This window comes from Globicatella sanguinis, from assembly GCF_002847845.2.
Classification (GTDB): Bacteria; Bacillota; Bacilli; order Lactobacillales; family Aerococcaceae; genus Globicatella; species Globicatella sanguinis.
Map to the genome: position 1 here is coordinate 39,498 of NZ_CP126962.1, position 19,734 is coordinate 59,231.

Below are 19,734 nucleotides of genomic sequence, written 5' to 3' on the forward strand. Positions count from 1 at the left end.
TTTAATTGGGGGTAATTCAATAATGTCCAAGAGACCAATTGTCATTGGTGTAGCGGGTGCGTCAGGTAGTGGGAAGTCCAGTGTTAGTAAACGCATTTTAGAAATATTTTCAGAAATGTCGATACTCGTTTTGCAACAAGATTTTTATTATAAAGATCAAACACATTTACCATCCGAGGAAAGATTAAAGACTAATTACGATCACCCATTAGCATTTGATAACGATCTGTTTATCGAACATCTAGAAAAACTAATGAAGGGTGAAACAATCGATAAACCGGTTTATGATTTTGCAAACCACACCAGAAGTACGGAAACAATTCATCAAGAGCCAAGAGATGTAATTATTGTTGAAGGCATCTTGATCTTGGATGATAAAAGAGTAAGAGATTTATTAGATATTAAAATTTATGTTGATACTGATAGTGATATTTGCTTAGCTCGTCGAATTTTACGCGATATTAATGAGCGTGGCAGAACCGTTGATTCAGTGATTAATCAATATGTTGAAGTGGTTAAACCCATGTTCCATCAATTTGTTGAGCCCACTAAACGTTATGCCGATATCATTATTCCAGAAGGCGGTTATAACCAAGTGGCCATCGATTTATTAGCCACCAAGGTTAGATCTATTTTAGAAAATTAAATTTACAAACATATAGGAACGTGTTATGATAACACTAAATTTTGACATTAAGTTGTATTAGGAGGAGACAGATTGGAAGAAAAAGTATTTCCAATGACACATGAAGGGAAAGCTAAATTAGAAGCTGAACTGGAAGAGTTAAAAGTAGTAAAAAGAAAAGAAATTATCGAACGTATTAAAATCGCTAGAAGTTTTGGTGATTTATCTGAAAACTCAGAATATGAGTCTGCTAAAGATGAACAAGCATTCGTCGAAGGACGTATTTCAACTTTAGAAAATATGATTCGTTTTGCAGAAATTATTGATGATAAAGATGTAGCTGATGATGTTGTGACTTTAGGACGTGCCGTTACATTTATTGAATTACCAGACGGAGAAGAAGAAACTTATACTATCGTGGGGAGTGCCGAAGCAGATCCATTAGAAGCTAAAATTTCCAATGAATCACCTATTGCAGTTGCTTTATTAGGAACCAAAGTGAATGATACGGTAACAGTGGAAACACCTGGTGGCTCATTTGACGTAAAAGTAGTAAAAGTTTCAAAAAAATAGTAGTTATTTAAGAAGTGAAGAATACTGTTTTTATCGAATAGTATGCTTCACTTTTTTTATTTTCCGACTAAAGTCTATTGAGTCTTTTACCAAATTAATGGATAATAAACTTGTATAATATAATGGAGGTGCACTATGCGTAAATGGTTGAAAAAATATATTTGGATATTTGTGGCCATCTCATTAGCGCTAGTTGCTTTTGATTTATTTAGTAATATTCGCAATTTTCTATTTTTTATAGGTGCGATTGCGTTAATGGTTGGCTCTTTTTTTATTTCAGTAGGTATTAAACGAAATATATTATTCTTTTTAGGATTATTTATTTTAAGTAATGTTTTAATTGATTCATATGCTTTTTTAGGCTTTATGCTAATCGTTTTATTATTATTAGCCATTTTTCAAACGAAAGAAGGAAATGAAATAATTTGGTTTCGTGAATCATACATTTATCCTTTTAAAAACAATAAAGCTTATGTCGGTGTTAAAGTTGTCAGACCTCAGATTGAACAACGTAGTTTAGTCTATAAAAAATCAATTGTTAAACAATATGAAGAAAAAGAAATATTTGAGTGGGATGATATTAATATTGTGGCGCTTGGAGGAGATTCGATTATTGATTTGGGACGAACCATCTTACCTGAAGGAGAAAATGTGGTGGTTATTCGTAAATTATTCGGACGGACACGAGTCATTGTGCCTCACGAAATAGCGTTGAAAATGAATATCAGTTTAATCAACGGACGAGTTATTTACGAACAAGATGAATTTTCTTTGTTAAACGATAGTTTTTTATGGGAAAGTCCAGATTACCAAAAAAATAATCGTAAACTTAAAATTATGATTTCTTCAGTTTTTGGAGACGTGGAGGTCATTCGCTTATGACATTACGTTTATGGTTTAAATTATTTATCTCTCATTTTTTGATTTTGATGACAACAGTGATCTTGTTATTGTTAATTTTAATTGAAGGTATGCAAGTCATAGAGTGGTCGGTATTAACCTATAATATTTTTTGGAACTTTAATTTATGGGGAGTTATTTTTAGCTTTATATTTATTGTTTCAATGTTTTGCTCATTTGTGTATTCGATTGGTTTGAGTGAACCCTATGAAAATATCCACGCGAAAATCAATTGGTTAATATTAGGCAAATATCAACACCCAGCATTTTCAACTGAGAAAAAAACACCTAATTGGTATGAACCTTATAAAGTAGTTGATGAAGATATTCGAACGTTAAGAGATAAAATAGTCCAAATTTCAACAGATTTACAAGAATTTTCAGCGGCGCCTACCTTTGTTGGTACCGAAACTAAAGAAGAAATTATCGAACAGGAACGTCAGCGAATAGCGCGTGAATTACATGATTCAGTAAGTCAACAGTTATTTGCCTCAATGATGATGTTATCAGCCATTAACGAAACGAGTGCTAAAGAAATGCCACAACCCACGCAAAAACAATTAGCCAAAGTTGAGGAAATTATTAATAATGCCCAAACTGAAATGCGAGCATTATTACTTCATTTAAGACCGATTGAACTATCCGATAAATCACTAAAAGAAGGAATTACTCAGTTATTAAAAGAGTTAAAACCTAAAATCCCTCAAGTTGTTTACTGGGAATTAGATGAGATTCGCTTAGAAAGTGGCATTGAAGATCATTTATTTCGAATTGTTCAAGAAGCGATATCCAATACCTTAAGACATGCACGAGCAACCAAATTCGAGGTTTATTTACATGAAATAGATGACAATGTGCAATTAAAAATCATCGATGACGGTAAAGGATTTGATACTAAAGCCAATCAAAAAGTTGGCAGCTATGGTTTGACCAATATGCGTGAGAGAATCGCAAGTCTTGGGGGCATCATTCAAATTAACAGTCTACCAAATCAGGGGACTGTCATTGATATTAAAATACCAATTAACAGAAAGTAGGGAAATGTATGATACGAGTTTTAGTAGTAGATGATCATGAAATGGTGCGCTTAGGAGTGACATCTTATTTAATGGTTCAACCCGATATAGAAGTAGTAGCCGAAGCAGAAAATGGTCTACAAGGATACCAAAAAGCGCTAGAATTGAAACCCGATATTATTTTAATGGATTTAGTGATGGATGTCATGGACGGCATTGAAGCTACTAAAAAAATTGTGGCTGAATGGCCGGAGGCGAAAATTATTATTGTGACCTCTTTTCTGGATGATGAAAAAGTATTTCCAGCTATGGAAAGTGGAGCCAGTGGTTATTTACTCAAAACCTCCTCTGCGAATGAAATAGCAGATGCGATTCGTGCTACATACCAAGGGGATACTGTGATCGAAAAAGAAGTTTCAGATAAAATATTAGATAAACAACATTATGATAGTCTACCTAAACCGCATGATCAACTTACCAGTCGTGAATATGAAGTCTTATTATTAATTGGTGAAGGGTATTCCAATCAAGAAATCGCCGATGAATTGTTTATTACCCTAAAAACAGTTAAAACCCATGTTAGCAATATCTTATCAAAATTAGAAGTAGAAGACCGGACCCAAGCAACCATTTATGCTTTTAAACATAATTTAATCGAACCATAAGCAGGTATTTCATTTTTATAATAATATTTTATATATTATTTTTTGCAAATTAATGTTTTTCGCTACAAAAAGCGCTTTAAAAAGAGTATAATGGAAAATAGTAAATAAAATGTTAAAGGGAGTTATAATCAATGCAAATTATGGTTAATCCAAAAGCTGCCCAATGGTTTAAAGAGGAAGTAGGATTAAATGAAGGATTTGGTATCCGATTTAAAACGAGAATCTATGGCACAAGTCCAATCAATGATGGTTTTACAATTGGAATTGAACCCGATCAACCTTTAAATCCGATTGTTTCTACAGTAACAGACAACGAAGTGCTTTTCTTTATTGAAGAAAATGATCAATGGTATTTTGAAGGCTATGATTTAATGGTCGATTTTGATGAAAAATTGCAAGAGCCAAAATATGTTTATAAAAAAATATAAATAGTAGGATGAGGTAAAATGGAAAAAACATATTCAAATTCGAAAACGAGTAATATTGTTAAATTAGGATTATTTTTTGCATTAGTCTTTATTCAAACTTGGGTCCCTTTTTTAGGCAATATTAATACACCTTTATTATCAGTCACGATTGTTCATGTGACCGTGATTGTCGCAACGCTTTGGTTAGGGATTAAAGAAGGCGTTCTAGTTGGAACATTTTGGGGGATTAATAGTTGGTTAAGAGCCTTAATTATGCCGAATTCTTTAATGGCGGCAATGGTATTTAATTCACCGATTATTTCAGTTTTGCCACGATTTTTAATGCCTTTAATTATTGGTGCTATATACTATAATTTGAGCAAAAATCTACAAAATTCGAAGATGGTCCATATCTTATTAGGTGCATTAGGTTCATTACTTAATACAGCCATTGTGTTAGGCTTTATTGGTTTATTTAGAGTCAATGGGGGCATGCAAGCTTTAGGTGCGGACACATCAGCCCATTTATGGAAAGTCTTATGGGGGATTGTTATCTCAAATGGGGTGCCAGAATTTTTATTCTCAGGAATTGTGACACCGCCATTACTAGCGGCCGTTAAATATAGTTCAAGAAGAAAATAATGATATAAAATAATAGCTAGTGTGGAGATGCTTTGATTAGCATCTCCACACTAGCTATTTTAATGCTTAAATAAGTTTTTGTTCAATTAAAGATTCTGCAATTTGAATGGTATTAGTCGCAGCTCCTTTTCTTAAATTATCAGCGACGACCCAAAGATTAAGTCCATTAGCAACTGATTCATCTCGGCGAATACGACCAACAAACACCCCATCATGATCCGTTGCTTTTGATTGTAGGGGATAAAGATTATGTTGTGGGTCATCTTGCACGATGACACCGTCTAAATCATTGAAGGCTTGACGAATATCATCTAAATTGAATGATTGTTCTAACTCAATATTAATTGACACTGCATGTGAAGTGTGAATGGGTACACGCACACAAGTAGCTGTTATTTTTAAGTCTGGTTGTTCTAGAATTTTTTGCGTTTCTTTGATCATTTTGATTTCTTCTTTAGTATAACCATTTTCTAAGAAGGTATCGATATGTGGTAAGACATTATCATTGATTGAATAAGGAAACTTATTGGTCTCATGATTTTCTAAATCACTAATCCCTTCTTTACCAGCACCTGAAACGGCTTGATAAGTTGTATAAACAATCCGTTTGATGCCATAAGGTTTTAAAGCAATTAAAGGCACTACCGATTGGATTGTTGAACAATTAGGATTAGCAATAATTTTGCTATCAGCTTTTAATGCTTGCGGATTCACTTCAGGTACTACTAAAGGAACCGTGTCATCCATGCGCCATGCTGAACTATTGTCAATGACGAAGACACCATTTTTGGCCGCAATCGGCGCATATTTTAATGATGTTTCGCCACCAGCTGAAAATAAGGCGATGTCAATAGGAGCCTTCAAAGAGTCCTCTGTTAATTCTTGAATGGTGACGGGCTCACCATTATAAGTTAGTGTTTTACCTGCGGAACGTTTTGAAGCAAATAAATAGAGTTGATTCACTGGAAAATTTCTTTCTTCCAAGACTTGAATCATTTTGCGTCCAACAACACCCGTTGCGCCACATATCGCAACATTATATTTTTTTGTCATGATGATTCCTCCTCTATGCTTTATAGCATACCGATAATATTTAAAATACTATAAATAGAAAATAAGTCAAGTAAATATTAGAAAATAATTAAAAACATCTATATTCGAGTATAACCGTTCGTGTTTTTCATTATTCTTTAATATTGTTTGACTTATATCGTGAAGATTGTTATAGTAAACTCAATTGAATAAGTTTTTGTGCGAGGCGCGGATGACAAGAGTACCTAAAAGGGAAAGGGGATTTCGCCGAAACAACGCTATTGTTGTTGGGGGCAAGCTGAATAAGTTTGTCACTGTTCTAATGAACCGTCCAGTTTATTAGAAAGTGCAATCATTAACTAGGACAGGGAAAATCAGACTATTTTTATTTGACGACCGCGAACCTAGATGTTTGTGGTCGTTTTGTTTATATGGAGGAAAAACATGAAACTTGAAAGTTACCAAACCATTGCCAATAACGAATTAGTTCACTCTGGTCATTCTTATCAGGAGTTAGCGAATCAATATGGAACACCTTTATATATTTTTGATGAAGCTAGTTTTCGCAGAAGAATAGAGTCTTATACAGAAAATTTTCATTCAGACTTATTTGAAACACAAGTGCTATTTGCTTCTAAATCCTTATTGACGAAAGCCATAGCCAAAATAATCGCAATATCGCCATTAGGACAGGACGTTGTCAGCGCGGGTGAAATCTTTGTTGGTTTAGCGGCGGGAGTGAATCCTAATAAAATGTATTTTCATGGCAATAACAAATCGGATGAAGAATTAGTATACGCCTTACAAAATGAAGTAGGGACGATTGTATTGGATAATCGCATGGAAGCCAGTCGTTTAGAGCAAATTGCTGAAAAAATGAATAAACGACCGAAAGTACTATTGAGAATAAATCCTGGTGTGGAAGCTCATACGCATCAATATATACAAACAGCTAGTTTAGACTCCAAATTCGGTGAAAGTATTTTCGATGACCAAATTTTTGAACTCATTACCCAATTACATGAAAGTCGATTTTTGAATTTTGTTGGTTTTCATAGTCATATCGGCAGTCAAGTCTTTGAACGTGAGTCTTTTTTTAAAGCTTCATTGGCTATGATGGAATTTGCTCAAACATCACAAGAAAAAACGACTTATCCGATTACTGAAATTAATTTTGGTGGAGGTTTTGGAGTTTATTACACGGAAGAAGACCAGCCCTTCGAGATGGCTGAATTTTTACCTGAATTTGTAAAATATATTGAAAAAGAAAGTGACAGACTAGGTTTACAATTAAATAAAATTTGTATCGAACCTGGTCGCTCTTTAGTGAATGCTTCTGGTAGTACTTTATATCGAATTGGTGATTTAAAAGATACTGTTAGTGGCAAACATTACCTATTTGTTGATGGCGGAATGAGTGATAATATTCGACCAGCTTTGTATCAGGCGCAATATGAAGCAGCCATTACCAATAAAATTACCGAATCAGCAACTATTGATTACACTGTCGCAGGTAAAGCTTGTGAAAGTGGCGATAAATTAATTGAAAACATAACACTGCCACAAGCAGCAACAGGTGATTTATTATTGGTTAATGGAACCGGAGCATATAATTATACGATGGCTAGCAATTACAATCGACTCACTCGCCCAGCCATGATTCATATTGATGGCGCGCATCATCGTTTAACCGTAAAACGTGAAACGTTTGAAGATATGATGAAAAATGAATTGGATTAAAATACGTGTTTATTGACAACGTCGATACGTTAACAGGCATAAAAGTTGCTTGAACAGCATCATGATAGAAAGCCAAAATAATAAAAATATGCGCAAAATATAAAAGGTGATGGCCAAAGCAATTGGACAATCTAATTAAAAGTTGAAAACCATTGCCTTTTGAATAAGGCGTTGAAAAAGAAAATAACGCTAAAACGTTGAAAAGTCTAATAGCGCTAAAAAGACGCTAAATACTCCAAAAGCACTAAAAAATTAAAACATTAAAACGCTAAAAACGCAACATTACTGACAAAAAATATAGGAGGAAATAATAATGGAAATATTTACAGGATCCGCAGTAGCATTGATTACACCGTTTGATGAAAAAGGTGCCATTGACTGGCCAGCTTTTGATACATTGTTAACCTTTCATTTAGAAAATCAAACCGATGCATTAGTTATTACCGGAACGACTGGTGAGGTCTCTACATTGACAGACGAAGAACAAATAAATCTTATTAAACGTGCGGTTGAAGTGGTAGAAGGAAAAATACCGATTATTGCTGGAACAGGGATTAATGACACAAGACATACCATTGAATTAAGTACTAAAGCACAAGTAGCGGGAGCCGATGCCTTATTATTAGTGACGCCTTACTATAATAAAGCGAATCATCAGGGAATGTTATTGCATTTTACTAAAATTGCTGATGCTGTTTCGATTCCAACTATTTTATATCATGTACCTGGAAGAACTGGAGCAGTCTTATCGGTTGAACAAGTTGTTGAATTAGCGCAACATCCAAATATTGTAGCCATTAAGGACGCAACGGGCGATTTAGCCTATACCAAAGCTTTAGCTGAACAAGTCGATTTAAATCAATTTGCCATCTATTCTGGCAATGATGACCTGATTTATGATATCTTGGCTTTAGGAGGCAAAGGCGTCATTTCGGTTTTAGCGAATGTTTTACCACAAGAAACGCATCAAATATGTCAAAGTTATTTTGAAGGTGATACCGAGACCTCACATAAATTACAAAATGATTATGCGAGATTAATTGATAGTTTATTCGTAGAAGTGAATCCCATTCCAGTTAAATATTTGATGCATTTAATGGGGTATAATCAAAATGCCTATCGTTTACCATTATGGGAACCGAGTGAACAAGTTAAAAAAGAACTCGAAAGTTTGTTACCAGTAGTTAAGCATTATCAAAAGGGAGAATGAAGATGAAAATAATAATCATTGGATCGAGTGGTGCAATGGGACAAGCAATCATCCGATATGCCGAAAGTACACAAGATATTGAAATTTATGCCGGATTACAAAAGAGTCCGGAAAAAGATGAATTATTTCCAGTTTTTTATAATTTTAAAGAGTTAGAAGAATATGTAGCAGGACAATCCATTAAACCTGATATAGTCATTGATTTTTCTTCACCCTCATTAACTAACGAGTTGTTACAATTTGTGAAGGAGCAACAATTACCACTTTTACTGGCAACTACCGGTCTTTCAGACGAGCAACTTTCGTTAGTGAAAGATACTAGTCAATATGTACCTATTTTTGACACTAATAATACAAGTATTGGTGTGGCTGTCGTTCAAAAAACGATTTATCAATTAACCAAAACATTATATCCATTAGGTTATGATATTGAAATTATTGAAAAACATCACCGCTATAAAAAAGACGCTCCTAGTGGAACTGCACTAATGTTACTAGAAGCGGCACAACTTGCAATTGAAGAGACAACAGAAGTTATTTATGGTCGCAGTGGAATTGGAGAAGGTCGCCCACATTCAGAAATAGCGATCCATGCGATTCGTGGTGGTGATATTGTAGGGGAACATATTGTCTTATTTGCCAATCATCATGAAGTCATTGAAATAAAACATCAGGCAAACAATAAAGAGTTATTTGTCCAAGGTGCAATAGCTTGTTCTGAATTTTTATTACAACAACCAGCGGGGCTATATACCATGAGTGATTTGATGCGCTAGATAGAGAGTGGGCAAGAAGTAGAAAATTAAATAATTTTCGCTTCGTCTGCCCCCCGCACAGTTGGGAGTGGACCAGAAGTAGAAAATTGAATAATTTTCGCTTCGTCTGTTCACCCCCGCACAGTTGGGAGTGGACCAGAAGTAGAAAATCAAATGATTTTCGCTTTGTCTGTCCACCCCCGCACAGTTGGGTAGGTATCAAACAAGTCATTAAGACGCAGTTTGATGCCACTCAACCACTGCGCTTTTAATTTAATAACAATAACTTGATTGAGTTTACCAAATTTATCTTTAACCTCATTAAGACGCTGTTTGAGGCCACTCAACCACTGGGCTTTTAATTATCGAGCAATCACTTGACTGAATTTTTCAAGATTATGGCCAGCTTCATTGACGAGCTAGGAAAACTGAAGATTAGTATCATAATAAGAGGCATAAAACACGTTAAGAAAGACGTTTGTTTTATGCCTTTTTTATGATGAAAGGGTTGCTAGTAATCACCTTTGAAAAACAGCTAGCTTTAAAATAGTGGAAAAGTCAGCAGTGAAGTTTGTCTTACTAGCACTTAAAGACACAACGCGATATACATCAATCACTAACTATTAAAGAAATAATAATAAGATTGCATTAATATTAATTTTATAGCTCAAATCTTGACTAGCTTTGATGTTAAAGATAAGATTGAAATGCTAATCAAATTATTATACTAAGGATGAATAAATAACTTATGATTAAGATAAAACAAACAGATGTTTATTTACCATTTTTAAATGGGTATTTAATTTATGCGATAATCTCAATATTTACACAACAACAATATGGTTTATATGGAAATTTAGATAATGATATTTCTTTTTTGATGGTCATCATTAGTTGTTCAGTGATCACGGGAGGACTTTTCTTATTTGAAAAACTATTTAAATTAGAAGAATGGCGTGAACGTTTGTTTATCATGTTGTTCATGCTCTTTTTTAATATTTTTGCTTTGCTGAGTAAAAGTATGATGGTTACTTTAGGGTCACTGTTAGTGCTATTTGTTGCTTATTTATATAGACGCCTCAATCAAAAAAGATATAGCGATATCTATTTATTGGGTATCATCTTGCTGATGCTAATGGCGATTTATTTTATGTTTAATCCGTCAGAGGTTGCGATAGCAGAAAAGTTTCTAGTCAAGCTAACTAAAAATGAAAAAAATAGTTTGATGGTCATCCTGTCATCAAGTGTTTTATTAGGAGCGTTATTATTTTTCAAAAACAAACTACGATGGTTAGAAAAATCCAAAAAACACCTGCCCATAGTGGTAGGAATGATATTCGTGTCGCAAATTCTACTACTTTCTACCATCATGATCGCAAAAGTAAAAATATTTGAGACACCGACTTTTGATATGGGAATTTTTACGCAAATGTTTGCTAATATGAAAAATGGGGCGGGGCCAGTCACGACACTTGAACGTGATCGTCTTTTATCTCATTTTTCAGTGCATTTTTCACCCATCCATTATTTATTATTGCCAATTTATTCAATATTACCTTATGCAGAAACGTTAGAAGTTAGTCAAATATTATTGGTTGCGTCTGGTGTTGTTCCGGTTTATTTAATTGCTAAACGTTTGTCTTTTAGTCAGACCTTTACCTATCTTTTACTATTAGTCTATTTATTATTCCCTAGTTTGACGACAGGACATTTGTATGACTATCACGAAAACTGTTTTCTAGCACCGATGCTGTTATGGTTATTTTACGCTGTTTTAATTGAGAATAAAGTTTTAATTGTTTTATTTACTATTTTAACTTTAATTATTAAGGAAGATGCTACGATTTATATTTTGAGTTTAGGGATTTATTTTCTATTTCAACAATCGTTTAACTTTACAAAATCAACGAAATGGACGATTGCGATCGTTTGTTTATTATTGCCTTCCATTTATTTTGTCAGTGTCATTCATTATTTAGAAACGGTTGGTACCGGGGCGATGACGTCACGTTTTGCTAATTTTATGATTGGTGATCAAGAAGGATTAAAATTTGCTGTGATGAACGCATTGAAAAATCCGGTCTATACGATTGCCAGTGTGTTTACCTATCGAAAAACAATTTATATAGCGACTTTATTATTTTCATTGGGCTTATTACCATTATTTCAAAAACATTTGATTAATTATGTATTATTATTGCCATTATTAGTGATTAATTTATTGAGTGACTGGCCGTACCAGGTTGATTTGTTTAAGCAATATCATTATGGTTCTAGCACATTCTTGTTTTTATTATTCATGATTGCTATTTATGAAATGTTAAAAGATCCACGGAAGCGACTATCTTTAACAGCTAAAAGATTGCTAGTGTTTGCTCTTATTGTATCTTCAGGCTTACAAATACGCTTAATTTTGCCTAAAATGGATAAATGGCAAACCTATCAAGAAAATCAAGTTCACTATGAGGGCATAAAAACTACTTTAGCTAACATACCAGCAACAGCTAAAGTCGCTTCCCTCTCTAATTACACAACAGCTCTAGCTGACCGCCATGAAGTATATGATCTTTTTTACCATAAAAATGGAGAGGTTGATCATGAGCTGGATTATATTGTATTTGAATATAACTTATTAAATGATAGCAGTAAGGAAGCTAAAATTGTCAATCAATATATGGAACAAGGATATGTCAGTAGTGAGTTATCAAGTGATTTTATCTTAATTTTAGAAAAAGCCGCTCAACCTGTTAATCAAGAATAGAACCGGACAAGTGATACATTGACGTTAGCCAAAATTAGTTTCAGTCAAATAATGATGAGGAGCTCAGGGGACTTGAAAGGTTTTTATCCATTAAATTTTATATTCTTTTTTTTCTAGGGTAAAATATGGTAAAGTTTAATTATGGGAATTTTTTTCGAAAGGGGTAATTACAATGAAATTATCTGTAGTTATACCGATGTATAATGAAGAAGAAATGATTTTATTGACTCATGAAACAGTCAGTAAAGTGTTAACAGAAATAAGTCAAAAATTTAAAGCAGAACAAAATAAAGAAGTTGAATTAGAGTTTGTCTATATCAATGACGGTAGTAAAGATAAAACATTACCACTATTAAAAGAGCTGGCTAATTCCGATAGTCGTGTAAAATATATTAGTTTTAGTCGCAATTTCGGTAAAGAGTCAGGGATATTAGCCGGATTTCAATATGCAACTGGCGATGCGGTCGTTTTAATGGACGGCGATCTCCAACATCCCCCTCAAGTAGTGGAAGAAATGCTGACAGGCTATTTCGAAGGGTATGATATCGTATCTGCTCGTCGATCACGAGAAGGAGAAGGCAAGATTGATTCCTTCTTTTCACAACACTTTTATAAAGTATTCAATAGTTTAATGGATGTCCATATTTCTGAAGGGGTCTCTGATTTTCGACTCCTGAGTCGTAATGTTGTCGATTCTATTTTAAGCTTACCTGAGTATAATCGTTTTACCAAAGGCCTAGTGTCTTGGGTAGGGTATAAAGAAAAGATTATCGAGTATGAAAATCAAGTCCGTGAGGGCGGTTCAACTAAATTTGGCTTGAAGAATAAATTGAATTATGCGATTGATGCTTTTTTATCATTCAATGATAGACCTTTACGAATTTGTGTCAATTTAGGATTAATTTGTGTCTCTTTAGGCGTATTATATTTATTATGGCATTTTATTATTTGGTTAATTGATCCGAGTCGTTTAATTAGCGGCTATTTCACCACTTTATTTGCGATTGTATTATTTGGTGGGGTGCAATTAATCTCGATTGGAATTTTAGGTGAATATATAGGAAAAATTTACTATGAGGTCAAAAGACGCCCGCACTTTATTGTAGAAGAAACTAATATTCAAGTAAAAGACAAGGAACTGAGATAGTGGAACAAATAACAAAAAAATTTAATCAATTATATCAAACGAAAAAAGGACTCTATATCCTAAGTTTTATTTTACCAATTGCGATTATGTTGGTCGTATGGGCCTTTATGGGAGTTTACCCATTTGGAGACGAAACCCTAATGTCAGTCGATTTTGGACAGCAATATATCGATTTCTTTCGTTTGTATAAACGAACACTTTGGACAGGGGATTTAAGTAATTTATTTTATTCATTTTCTAAATCAATTGGTGGCACAATGATCAGTAACTGGGCTTACTATTTAATGAGTCCATTTTATTTAATCTACGCGTTATTGCCAGCGGGTGAATTTCGCTTAGCAACGACTATCATTATTGGTTTACGTTATGGCTTTATTGCCTTATCATTCGCCCATTTACTCATAAAACGTTACAATGGTCATTTAAATGATCGTCGTTTCTTAGTGCCATTGTTGTCAACTGTTTATGCCTTAGCAGGTTTTTTAGTAGCTTATCAAATGAATATCATTTTTTACGACGGGATGATCATGTTACCATTGGTCATTTTAGCCCTAGAAGAAGTATTAGACGGTGGCAAAGGGTATAAATTTGCGTTAATCATTGCTTTAACCTTATTCTTACAATATTATATGGGCTACATGATTTGTTTATTCGTTATCTTATATACGATATTTTATATGTCAAGTCGCCAATTATTTAGTAAAACCTCCTTATTACGCATTTTAAGAGCAGCAATCTACGCTATCTTAGGGGCAGGGATGGTGATGTGGTTATTATATCCCGTATTCATGGATTTATTAATTTCTAAAGGTGCTTACGGCAGCCAATTAACCTTCGAATGGAAGATGCAAATCAATCCTCTAGATGCTCTGGCAAAATTAATGATTGGTGCTTTTGACAGTCAATCGTGGCCAGCAGGCCCTAATTTACCCAATATCTTTGTCGGCAGTTTAGGATTGTTTGGTACTGGCGTATTCTTTGCGAATCGATCTATCTCTAAAAAACAAAAAATAGCGGCTGTGTTTGTCTTTGCGGTCTTTTTCATTTCGATTGTTAATTTATTTTTCAATAAAATTTGGCATATGGGCCAAACACCGGCTGGTTTCTTTTATCGATTCTCATGGATTATTTCATTCTTCATGGTCTTATTAACTTATCGTGGCCTTCATAATTGGCGCAGTGTCAGTTGGCCATTAGTTATGGTTTCTTCGGCCTTTATCTATTTAGCCGCTGAATGGACCTATTCAAATGAATTTTCATTTTTCAATTTTGATGCAACGAGTGAAGTAGTACCATTATTGGAAAATTATTTAGCATTAATTTTACGAGTGTTAATCGTATTATTTATATTCTCATTGTACAAATACCGTCATATTGGACGACAACGATTAATCGCCATGATAGGCGGTTCGGTCCTAATCTTTATTGCCGTTTCATTATTAAATCATTTTGATTATTTAGTTAAATTACAAACCTTATCTCTCGCGATTTGGATTTTTTTCTTATTCATTTTAGCTTTTGGCTTTAAAAAATCGAGTTATTTAGTGATTAGTTTACTCACTATTTTTGAATTAGGAGTTAATGCTTATATCGTTCAAAGTCGAATGAATTATGACGATGCTTCAAAATTTAGAGATGCACAATTATCCGTTTTACCGGTAATCGATTTAATCCGACCAAGTAAAGAGGGAGAATTTTACCGTATTAATAAAATGTTTGAACGAAGTAAAAATGATCCTTTCATGTTTGATTATCCAGGGATGACACATTTTAGTTCAAATATGGAACGTTCTACCTTAAATTTCATGACAGCAGTAGGGGATTCAGGCAGTAATGCTTCGAGCTTCTATGGTAACGGAACCGCCTTTATGGATGCTTTTTATGGTATTCGTTATGTTGTGGATTATCAAGATTATACGAATGAGGATGTCCAACAATATCCAAATCGTCGATTCTTCCATCGTAATTCTACCCGTAGTGATTTACTCGATTATTATCAATTATATTGGGAAGATGAACGCTTTAAAATATATGAAAATCAGAATGTATTGCCAATAGCTTTTGGTGTCAATGAACAGACCGTGAATTTAGAAATTCATCCCAACCAAGTTGCCCATACGCATAATCAAATTCTATCGGCCATCAGTGGACAGGAATTACAAGTCTTTAAATCCTACCTATTTGAGAACATTGAATTAACTAATGTTAAAAAAGAAGAAACAGCTTCTGGTAAAGTTATCTATAAGAAAATAGATGAAAGCCAAAAGGGTGAAATTAAATTTACCTTTACACCACAAACAGATGCAACTTATTATATTAATGCTCCTTTAGCTTTAAAACGCCAAAAAGGTGGAAAGACTGAAATTAAGTTGAATGGTCGTTGGTATGATTATCAACATTCATTTGATGGTCAGCAATTATGGAATATTGCTAATAAACAAAAAGGCCAAACACAAGAAATGGTCTTAACGTTAGGAACGACGAAGGAACTTGATTTAACAGATATGTACGTGATTACAGCTGATCAAAGCATTAGTGAACAAATCATCGCTCATCGTAAACAACAAGGGATGAAAGTGACCGAGTGGGGGAATACCTTTATGAAAGGGACGGTTAACATTACCGATGATAGTCGTTATATGATGACTTCGATTCCCTATAATCAAGGTTGGACCGTGACCGTTGATGGCCAAGAAGTGCCAATCAAAGAGACCTGGGGTGCCTTTATTTCATTCCCAATTACTAAAGGAACTCACGAAATTGAAATGAAGTTTACACCAGACGGTTGGAGTATTGGGTGGATGATAACAGGTCTTTCAATTTTAGGCTTGATAGTGTATAGTTTACTAGAGAAAAATAAAAGAAAGCCTGTGGTCAATCGATGAGAAATTTATTCGAACAAATTATTAAATTCGGTATTGTGGGCGTCATTGCGACGGTTATTGACTGGATCATTTTTTATACTTTATTTAATGCTTTTGGTGTATGGTACATCTTAGCGAAATTTATCGCTTTTGTCATTGCCACCATCTTTAATTATTATTTAAGTATGAAATATGTTTTTGTTAGTAAATATTCAGAAGCAGAAAAAGGCCGTGAATTTCAATTGTTTGTATTATTAAGTGTCATCGGCATGTTGATTACTTTAGCTTTATTATGGTTTACAGTTGAAATATTAGGGATTAATGCCAATTATGCTAATATAATGGCCGCTGTTGTAGTGATGTGTATCAACTTTGCCATGAGAAAAATTTGGTTAGAACAAAAATAGATTGGTAACTCGATTAATAAAAGAAAGTAGAATAACACTGAAATGGTTTTATTTTAGGAGCTGAACGGTTAAGGAAACTCCTTAATGAGTAGCAGGCTGGTTATTCAAACTCGATTGTTAATCGAGTTTTTATTTGGTAAAGACTAACAGGAATTATTTGAAAATGATTGTAAAATAAAGGCAATCACTTTTTTATTTAGGTGTTTTTAGAAGCGGTCAATTGAATTTTTATCAGCTAAATATGGATGTAGAAGGTGAAGGATTGGAAGAGAAAAATAAAACTTTTGGATTATTAACGGCTATTGCGATGATTGTCGGAACCGTAGTGGGATCGGGAATTTACTTTAAAGCAGATGATATTTTGTCATTTACCGGCGGCAATGTTACCTTAGGAGTCCTAGTTATTTTATTAGGTGCTGTTAACATTGTTTTTGGAAGTTTAACATTGGCACAGCTAGCATTAAGAACCACTACCAGTGGCGGACTGGCCGGGTATGCTGAAATATACTATAATCAGACCTTTGCCACTGTCATAGGCTTGTTCCAGTCCTTTATCTATATTCCCGTCATCACAACGGTGGTCACTTGGGTCGCTGCGTCCTATACATTAAGTTTATTGAAGCCCAATGCGAGTTTTGAAGCTGAAATTATATTAACGATTGTTTACTTATTTATTATTGCAATCATGAACTATTATTCGAAACAATTAGCCGGATTCTTTCAAAGCCTTTCAACCTTTATCAAAGTCGTTCCGTTAATTATTATTATGATAATGGGGTTAATTTGGCAAGAGCCGATACCAGCAATTCCTTCTAATTTACCAATCGTTGAACCAAGAGATGTAGGCTTTGGTTGGTTAGCAGCATTAGTTCCTTTAGCATTCACCTTTGATGGGTGGAATGTGGTCACGAATATTGCACCAGAATTAAAAAATGCCAAACGTAATTTACCATTGGCCTATATACTAGGACCTATTTTTATTTTAGTCTTATATATCAGTTATTTTGTCGGTTTAAATAATATTTTAGGCGAAACGTTTATTTTATCGACGGGCAACCATTCAGTTAATTTTGCGTTTAATATGATCTTTGGTAGAGCTTTGGGGAATGTGTTAATTATCATTGTGATTATTTCAGTTTTAGGAGTGGCCAATGGTATGTTTCTAGCTAATATTCGTTTACCTCAAGCGATGGCTGAAAAAGGTTGGTTAAAGTCCGAATCATTAAAAAAATTACATCCGCAACATCAATTATCGACTCATTCGACACTGTTAGTAATGGTGATCAATCTTCTTTGGTTAGTGATTCACTACTTTGTTTTTAAATATCAATGGTTGCCTAACTCAGATATTTCAGAAAGTGCCGTAGTCTTTAACAATTTATGCTTATTACCGATTTATTACTTAGTCTTCCAATTATATAAAAAAGGACAAATTAAAAATAAATTTTTTGGAATCATCGCACCATTATTTGCGACTTTAGGCATTTTAGTAATCGTACTTGGTAATTTTATTCTAAATTTTAAAGCGGCCTTGATTACGTCGATAGTGGGAATCTTATTTATATTGTTATTTTGGTCATACGCTAAGCGACAACAAAGCTACCAATGTTGATAGACGATGAAGTTGGACCAATTAAAAAATACCGTTAGTTCCAATTTTTTATAGTGCGGTGGTTGAGGGAACTCAAATTGGGCCTTCAAGTGGGTGAGTGTAGAGGTTGAACATAAAGTGGATAAATTTAGTCAAACTATTGTCGTTAATTAAAAGCGCAGAGGTTGAGTGGTTTCAAAATATGCAGTAGTGGGCAGATGAAGTGATAATCGAATGATTTTCTACCTTTTCTGCCCAGTTTCTTTATATCAGATAATGTGATTATATTAACTACAATTATTTTTTAAAAAAGAACTTGCAATTGATAGCTTAGAGGTATATAATATATTTTTGTAACGGGCTGTTAGCTCAGTCGGTAGAGCAACTGACTCTTAATCAGTGGGTCGCGGGTTCGATCCCCTCACAGCCCAGTCTTAGCACAGAAGCCAATTTGACTATAATTGACTTTTTTGCTTTTATGTATTATAATAAAGATATAATATTAAGGGGATGTCATGGTTTCGACAGGTATTGTTCGAGCTAATGAAGCGTCAGGAAGGCAGCGACTTCCTAAAAACGCTACAGTTAAATATAACTGCAAACAATCAAAACAATAATTTCGCTTTAGCAGCCTAAAAACCTGCAGCGAAGATCACCCTGGTATCGCCCATGTACTCAGATCGTGGTCTCAAATTTAGTGGGATACGTTTTAACTTTCCGTCTGTAAGTTAAAAAGAGATTATCAGACTCGCGATAGCGGATGCCTGTTTGTCGGCTATGCAGTAGCTAAATCTTAAATGGATAAACTATTGACGTAGACTCGTTGGTGACGAGATATTTGGACAGGAGTTCGAATCTCCTCATCTCCACTTTCTAATATATTACAAAATAACTACTGTTAAAAAGCTTGATACAATAGGCTTTTGTGCGGTAGTTATTTTATTTTGTATGAAATTGTTGTAATTAAACCACGTAAGATATCACGTAACATCACTTCAATTGATTCTGATAATACTCTGCGTCTACCGACTCTTTTTTTATAAGTTGGTCGTTTCACAATATCCTCTGCAATAGGAAGATCACGAACATCTTCATTCTTGCTTCTTTTATATTCCTGGATATATTTATCAACAGGATTTCTAGATTTCTTCGTGAGTAAAGCAATTTTTCTTTTGGTTAACCCATCGAGGTAGAGTTTTATAATCGTTTGTTTTCTTTCAATTCAAACACTTCTGATATTCCCCCCTATTTATTATTTAATAGGGTTATTTTCTATCAAAAGTGGCTCACTTTTAAGTTAACATATACAGATGGGGACTTTCCCTTTAGCCTCAGCCTCGGTCTTTTCACTGGCTACCTGTTTGGCATAGTCCATAGGCTTCACTCAGGTTGCAGCTTC

The 19,734-nt window shown here is 34.2% G+C and carries 17 protein-coding genes, 1 tRNA gene, 1 other RNA gene and 1 riboswitch; of the genes, 17 read left to right on the forward strand and 2 right to left on the reverse strand.

All coding sequences use genetic code 11. From position 1 onward, the window contains the following. Positions 1-22 precede the first annotated feature (22 nt). The 7 genes from udk (at position 23) to CYJ72_RS00205 (ending at position 4,828) form a co-directional block, all read left to right on the forward strand. Complete coding sequence (gene udk / locus CYJ72_RS00175; protein ID WP_431606498.1) at positions 23-646, forward strand: uridine kinase; 624 nt, start codon at positions 23-25, stop codon at positions 644-646. A 72-nt stretch (positions 647-718) separates the two neighbouring features. Further along, a complete protein-coding gene (greA, locus tag CYJ72_RS00180; RefSeq protein WP_066123950.1) occupies positions 719-1,198 on the forward strand; it encodes a transcription elongation factor GreA in 480 nt (159 codons plus the stop codon). A gap of 135 nt (positions 1,199-1,333) precedes the next feature. Beyond that, complete coding sequence (gene liaF, locus CYJ72_RS00185; RefSeq protein WP_066123947.1) at positions 1,334-2,080, forward strand: cell wall-active antibiotics response protein LiaF; 747 nt, start codon at positions 1,334-1,336, stop codon at positions 2,078-2,080. Then, positions 2,077-3,135, forward strand: coding sequence for a sensor histidine kinase (locus tag CYJ72_RS00190; protein WP_066123944.1), 1,059 nt, complete (start codon positions 2,077-2,079; stop codon positions 3,133-3,135). Before liaF ends, CYJ72_RS00190 begins: the two co-directional genes overlap by 4 nt. Before the next feature lie 8 nt (positions 3,136-3,143). Further along, entirely contained in the window at positions 3,144-3,779 is a 636-nt protein-coding gene (locus CYJ72_RS00195) for a response regulator transcription factor (RefSeq protein WP_066123941.1), read from the forward strand. A 131-nt stretch (positions 3,780-3,910) separates the two neighbouring features. Next, positions 3,911-4,207 (forward strand): HesB/YadR/YfhF family protein, encoded by a 297-nt coding sequence (locus CYJ72_RS00200; RefSeq protein WP_284630003.1) that lies wholly within the window; start codon positions 3,911-3,913, stop codon positions 4,205-4,207. Positions 4,208-4,225: 18 nt separating this feature from the next. Next, positions 4,226-4,828 carry an ECF transporter S component gene (locus tag CYJ72_RS00205; RefSeq protein ID WP_284630004.1) on the forward strand — a complete coding sequence of 201 codons (603 nt, stop codon included), beginning with the start codon at positions 4,226-4,228 and terminating at the stop codon, positions 4,826-4,828. Between the two features lie 66 nt (positions 4,829-4,894). Here CYJ72_RS00205 and CYJ72_RS00210 read toward each other — a convergent pair whose 3' ends face one another. After that, the gene (locus tag CYJ72_RS00210; RefSeq protein ID WP_284630006.1) at positions 4,895-5,881 is read right to left on the reverse strand and encodes an aspartate-semialdehyde dehydrogenase; all 987 of its coding nucleotides are present in this window, start codon (positions 5,879-5,881) and stop codon (positions 4,895-4,897) included. A gap of 192 nt (positions 5,882-6,073) precedes the next feature. Beyond that, a riboswitch (Lysine riboswitch) is annotated at positions 6,074-6,220 on the forward strand. Between the two features lie 84 nt (positions 6,221-6,304). Between CYJ72_RS00210 and lysA the strand changes: the two genes are divergently transcribed. From lysA to ssrA, 10 genes are all read left to right on the forward strand, one after another. Further along, positions 6,305-7,600: a diaminopimelate decarboxylase gene (gene lysA / locus CYJ72_RS00215; protein WP_284630007.1), complete on the forward strand. Its 1,296-nt coding sequence runs from the start codon at positions 6,305-6,307 to the stop codon at positions 7,598-7,600. Between the two features lie 313 nt (positions 7,601-7,913). Continuing rightward, positions 7,914-8,810, forward strand: coding sequence for a 4-hydroxy-tetrahydrodipicolinate synthase (dapA, locus tag CYJ72_RS00220; protein WP_284630009.1), 897 nt, complete (start codon positions 7,914-7,916; stop codon positions 8,808-8,810). Between the two features lie 2 nt (positions 8,811-8,812). Then, the gene (dapB, locus tag CYJ72_RS00225) at positions 8,813-9,586 is read left to right on the forward strand and encodes a 4-hydroxy-tetrahydrodipicolinate reductase (protein WP_284630011.1); all 774 of its coding nucleotides are present in this window, start codon (positions 8,813-8,815) and stop codon (positions 9,584-9,586) included. A gap of 727 nt (positions 9,587-10,313) precedes the next feature. Next, the gene (locus CYJ72_RS00230) at positions 10,314-12,326 is read left to right on the forward strand and encodes a DUF2079 domain-containing protein (RefSeq protein ID WP_284630012.1); all 2,013 of its coding nucleotides are present in this window, start codon (positions 10,314-10,316) and stop codon (positions 12,324-12,326) included. 172 nt (positions 12,327-12,498) lie between these two features. Further along, complete coding sequence (pgfS, locus tag CYJ72_RS00235; protein WP_284630013.1) at positions 12,499-13,473, forward strand: glycosyltransferase PgfS; 975 nt, start codon at positions 12,499-12,501, stop codon at positions 13,471-13,473. After that, positions 13,473-16,358: a YfhO family protein gene (locus tag CYJ72_RS00240; protein ID WP_284630015.1), complete on the forward strand. Its 2,886-nt coding sequence runs from the start codon at positions 13,473-13,475 to the stop codon at positions 16,356-16,358. Before pgfS ends, CYJ72_RS00240 begins: the two co-directional genes overlap by 1 nt. Next, on the forward strand, positions 16,355-16,744 hold the full coding sequence (locus CYJ72_RS00245) for a GtrA family protein (RefSeq protein WP_284630017.1): 390 nt from the start codon (positions 16,355-16,357) through the stop codon (positions 16,742-16,744). Before CYJ72_RS00240 ends, CYJ72_RS00245 begins: the two co-directional genes overlap by 4 nt. Before the next feature lie 220 nt (positions 16,745-16,964). After that, positions 16,965-18,356 carry an APC family permease gene (locus CYJ72_RS00250; protein WP_284630019.1) on the forward strand — a complete coding sequence of 464 codons (1,392 nt, stop codon included), beginning with the start codon at positions 16,965-16,967 and terminating at the stop codon, positions 18,354-18,356. A 337-nt stretch (positions 18,357-18,693) separates the two neighbouring features. After that, a tRNA-Lys gene (locus tag CYJ72_RS00255) sits at positions 18,694-18,766 on the forward strand. 75 nt (positions 18,767-18,841) lie between these two features. Beyond that, positions 18,842-19,207: a transfer-messenger RNA gene (gene ssrA, locus CYJ72_RS00260) on the forward strand. Between the two features lie 62 nt (positions 19,208-19,269). Here the strand turns inward: ssrA and CYJ72_RS00265 are convergent. Continuing rightward, on the reverse strand, positions 19,270-19,392 hold the full coding sequence (locus CYJ72_RS00265; protein WP_284630021.1) for a hypothetical protein: 123 nt from the start codon (positions 19,390-19,392) through the stop codon (positions 19,270-19,272). Positions 19,393-19,734 lie beyond the last annotated feature (342 nt).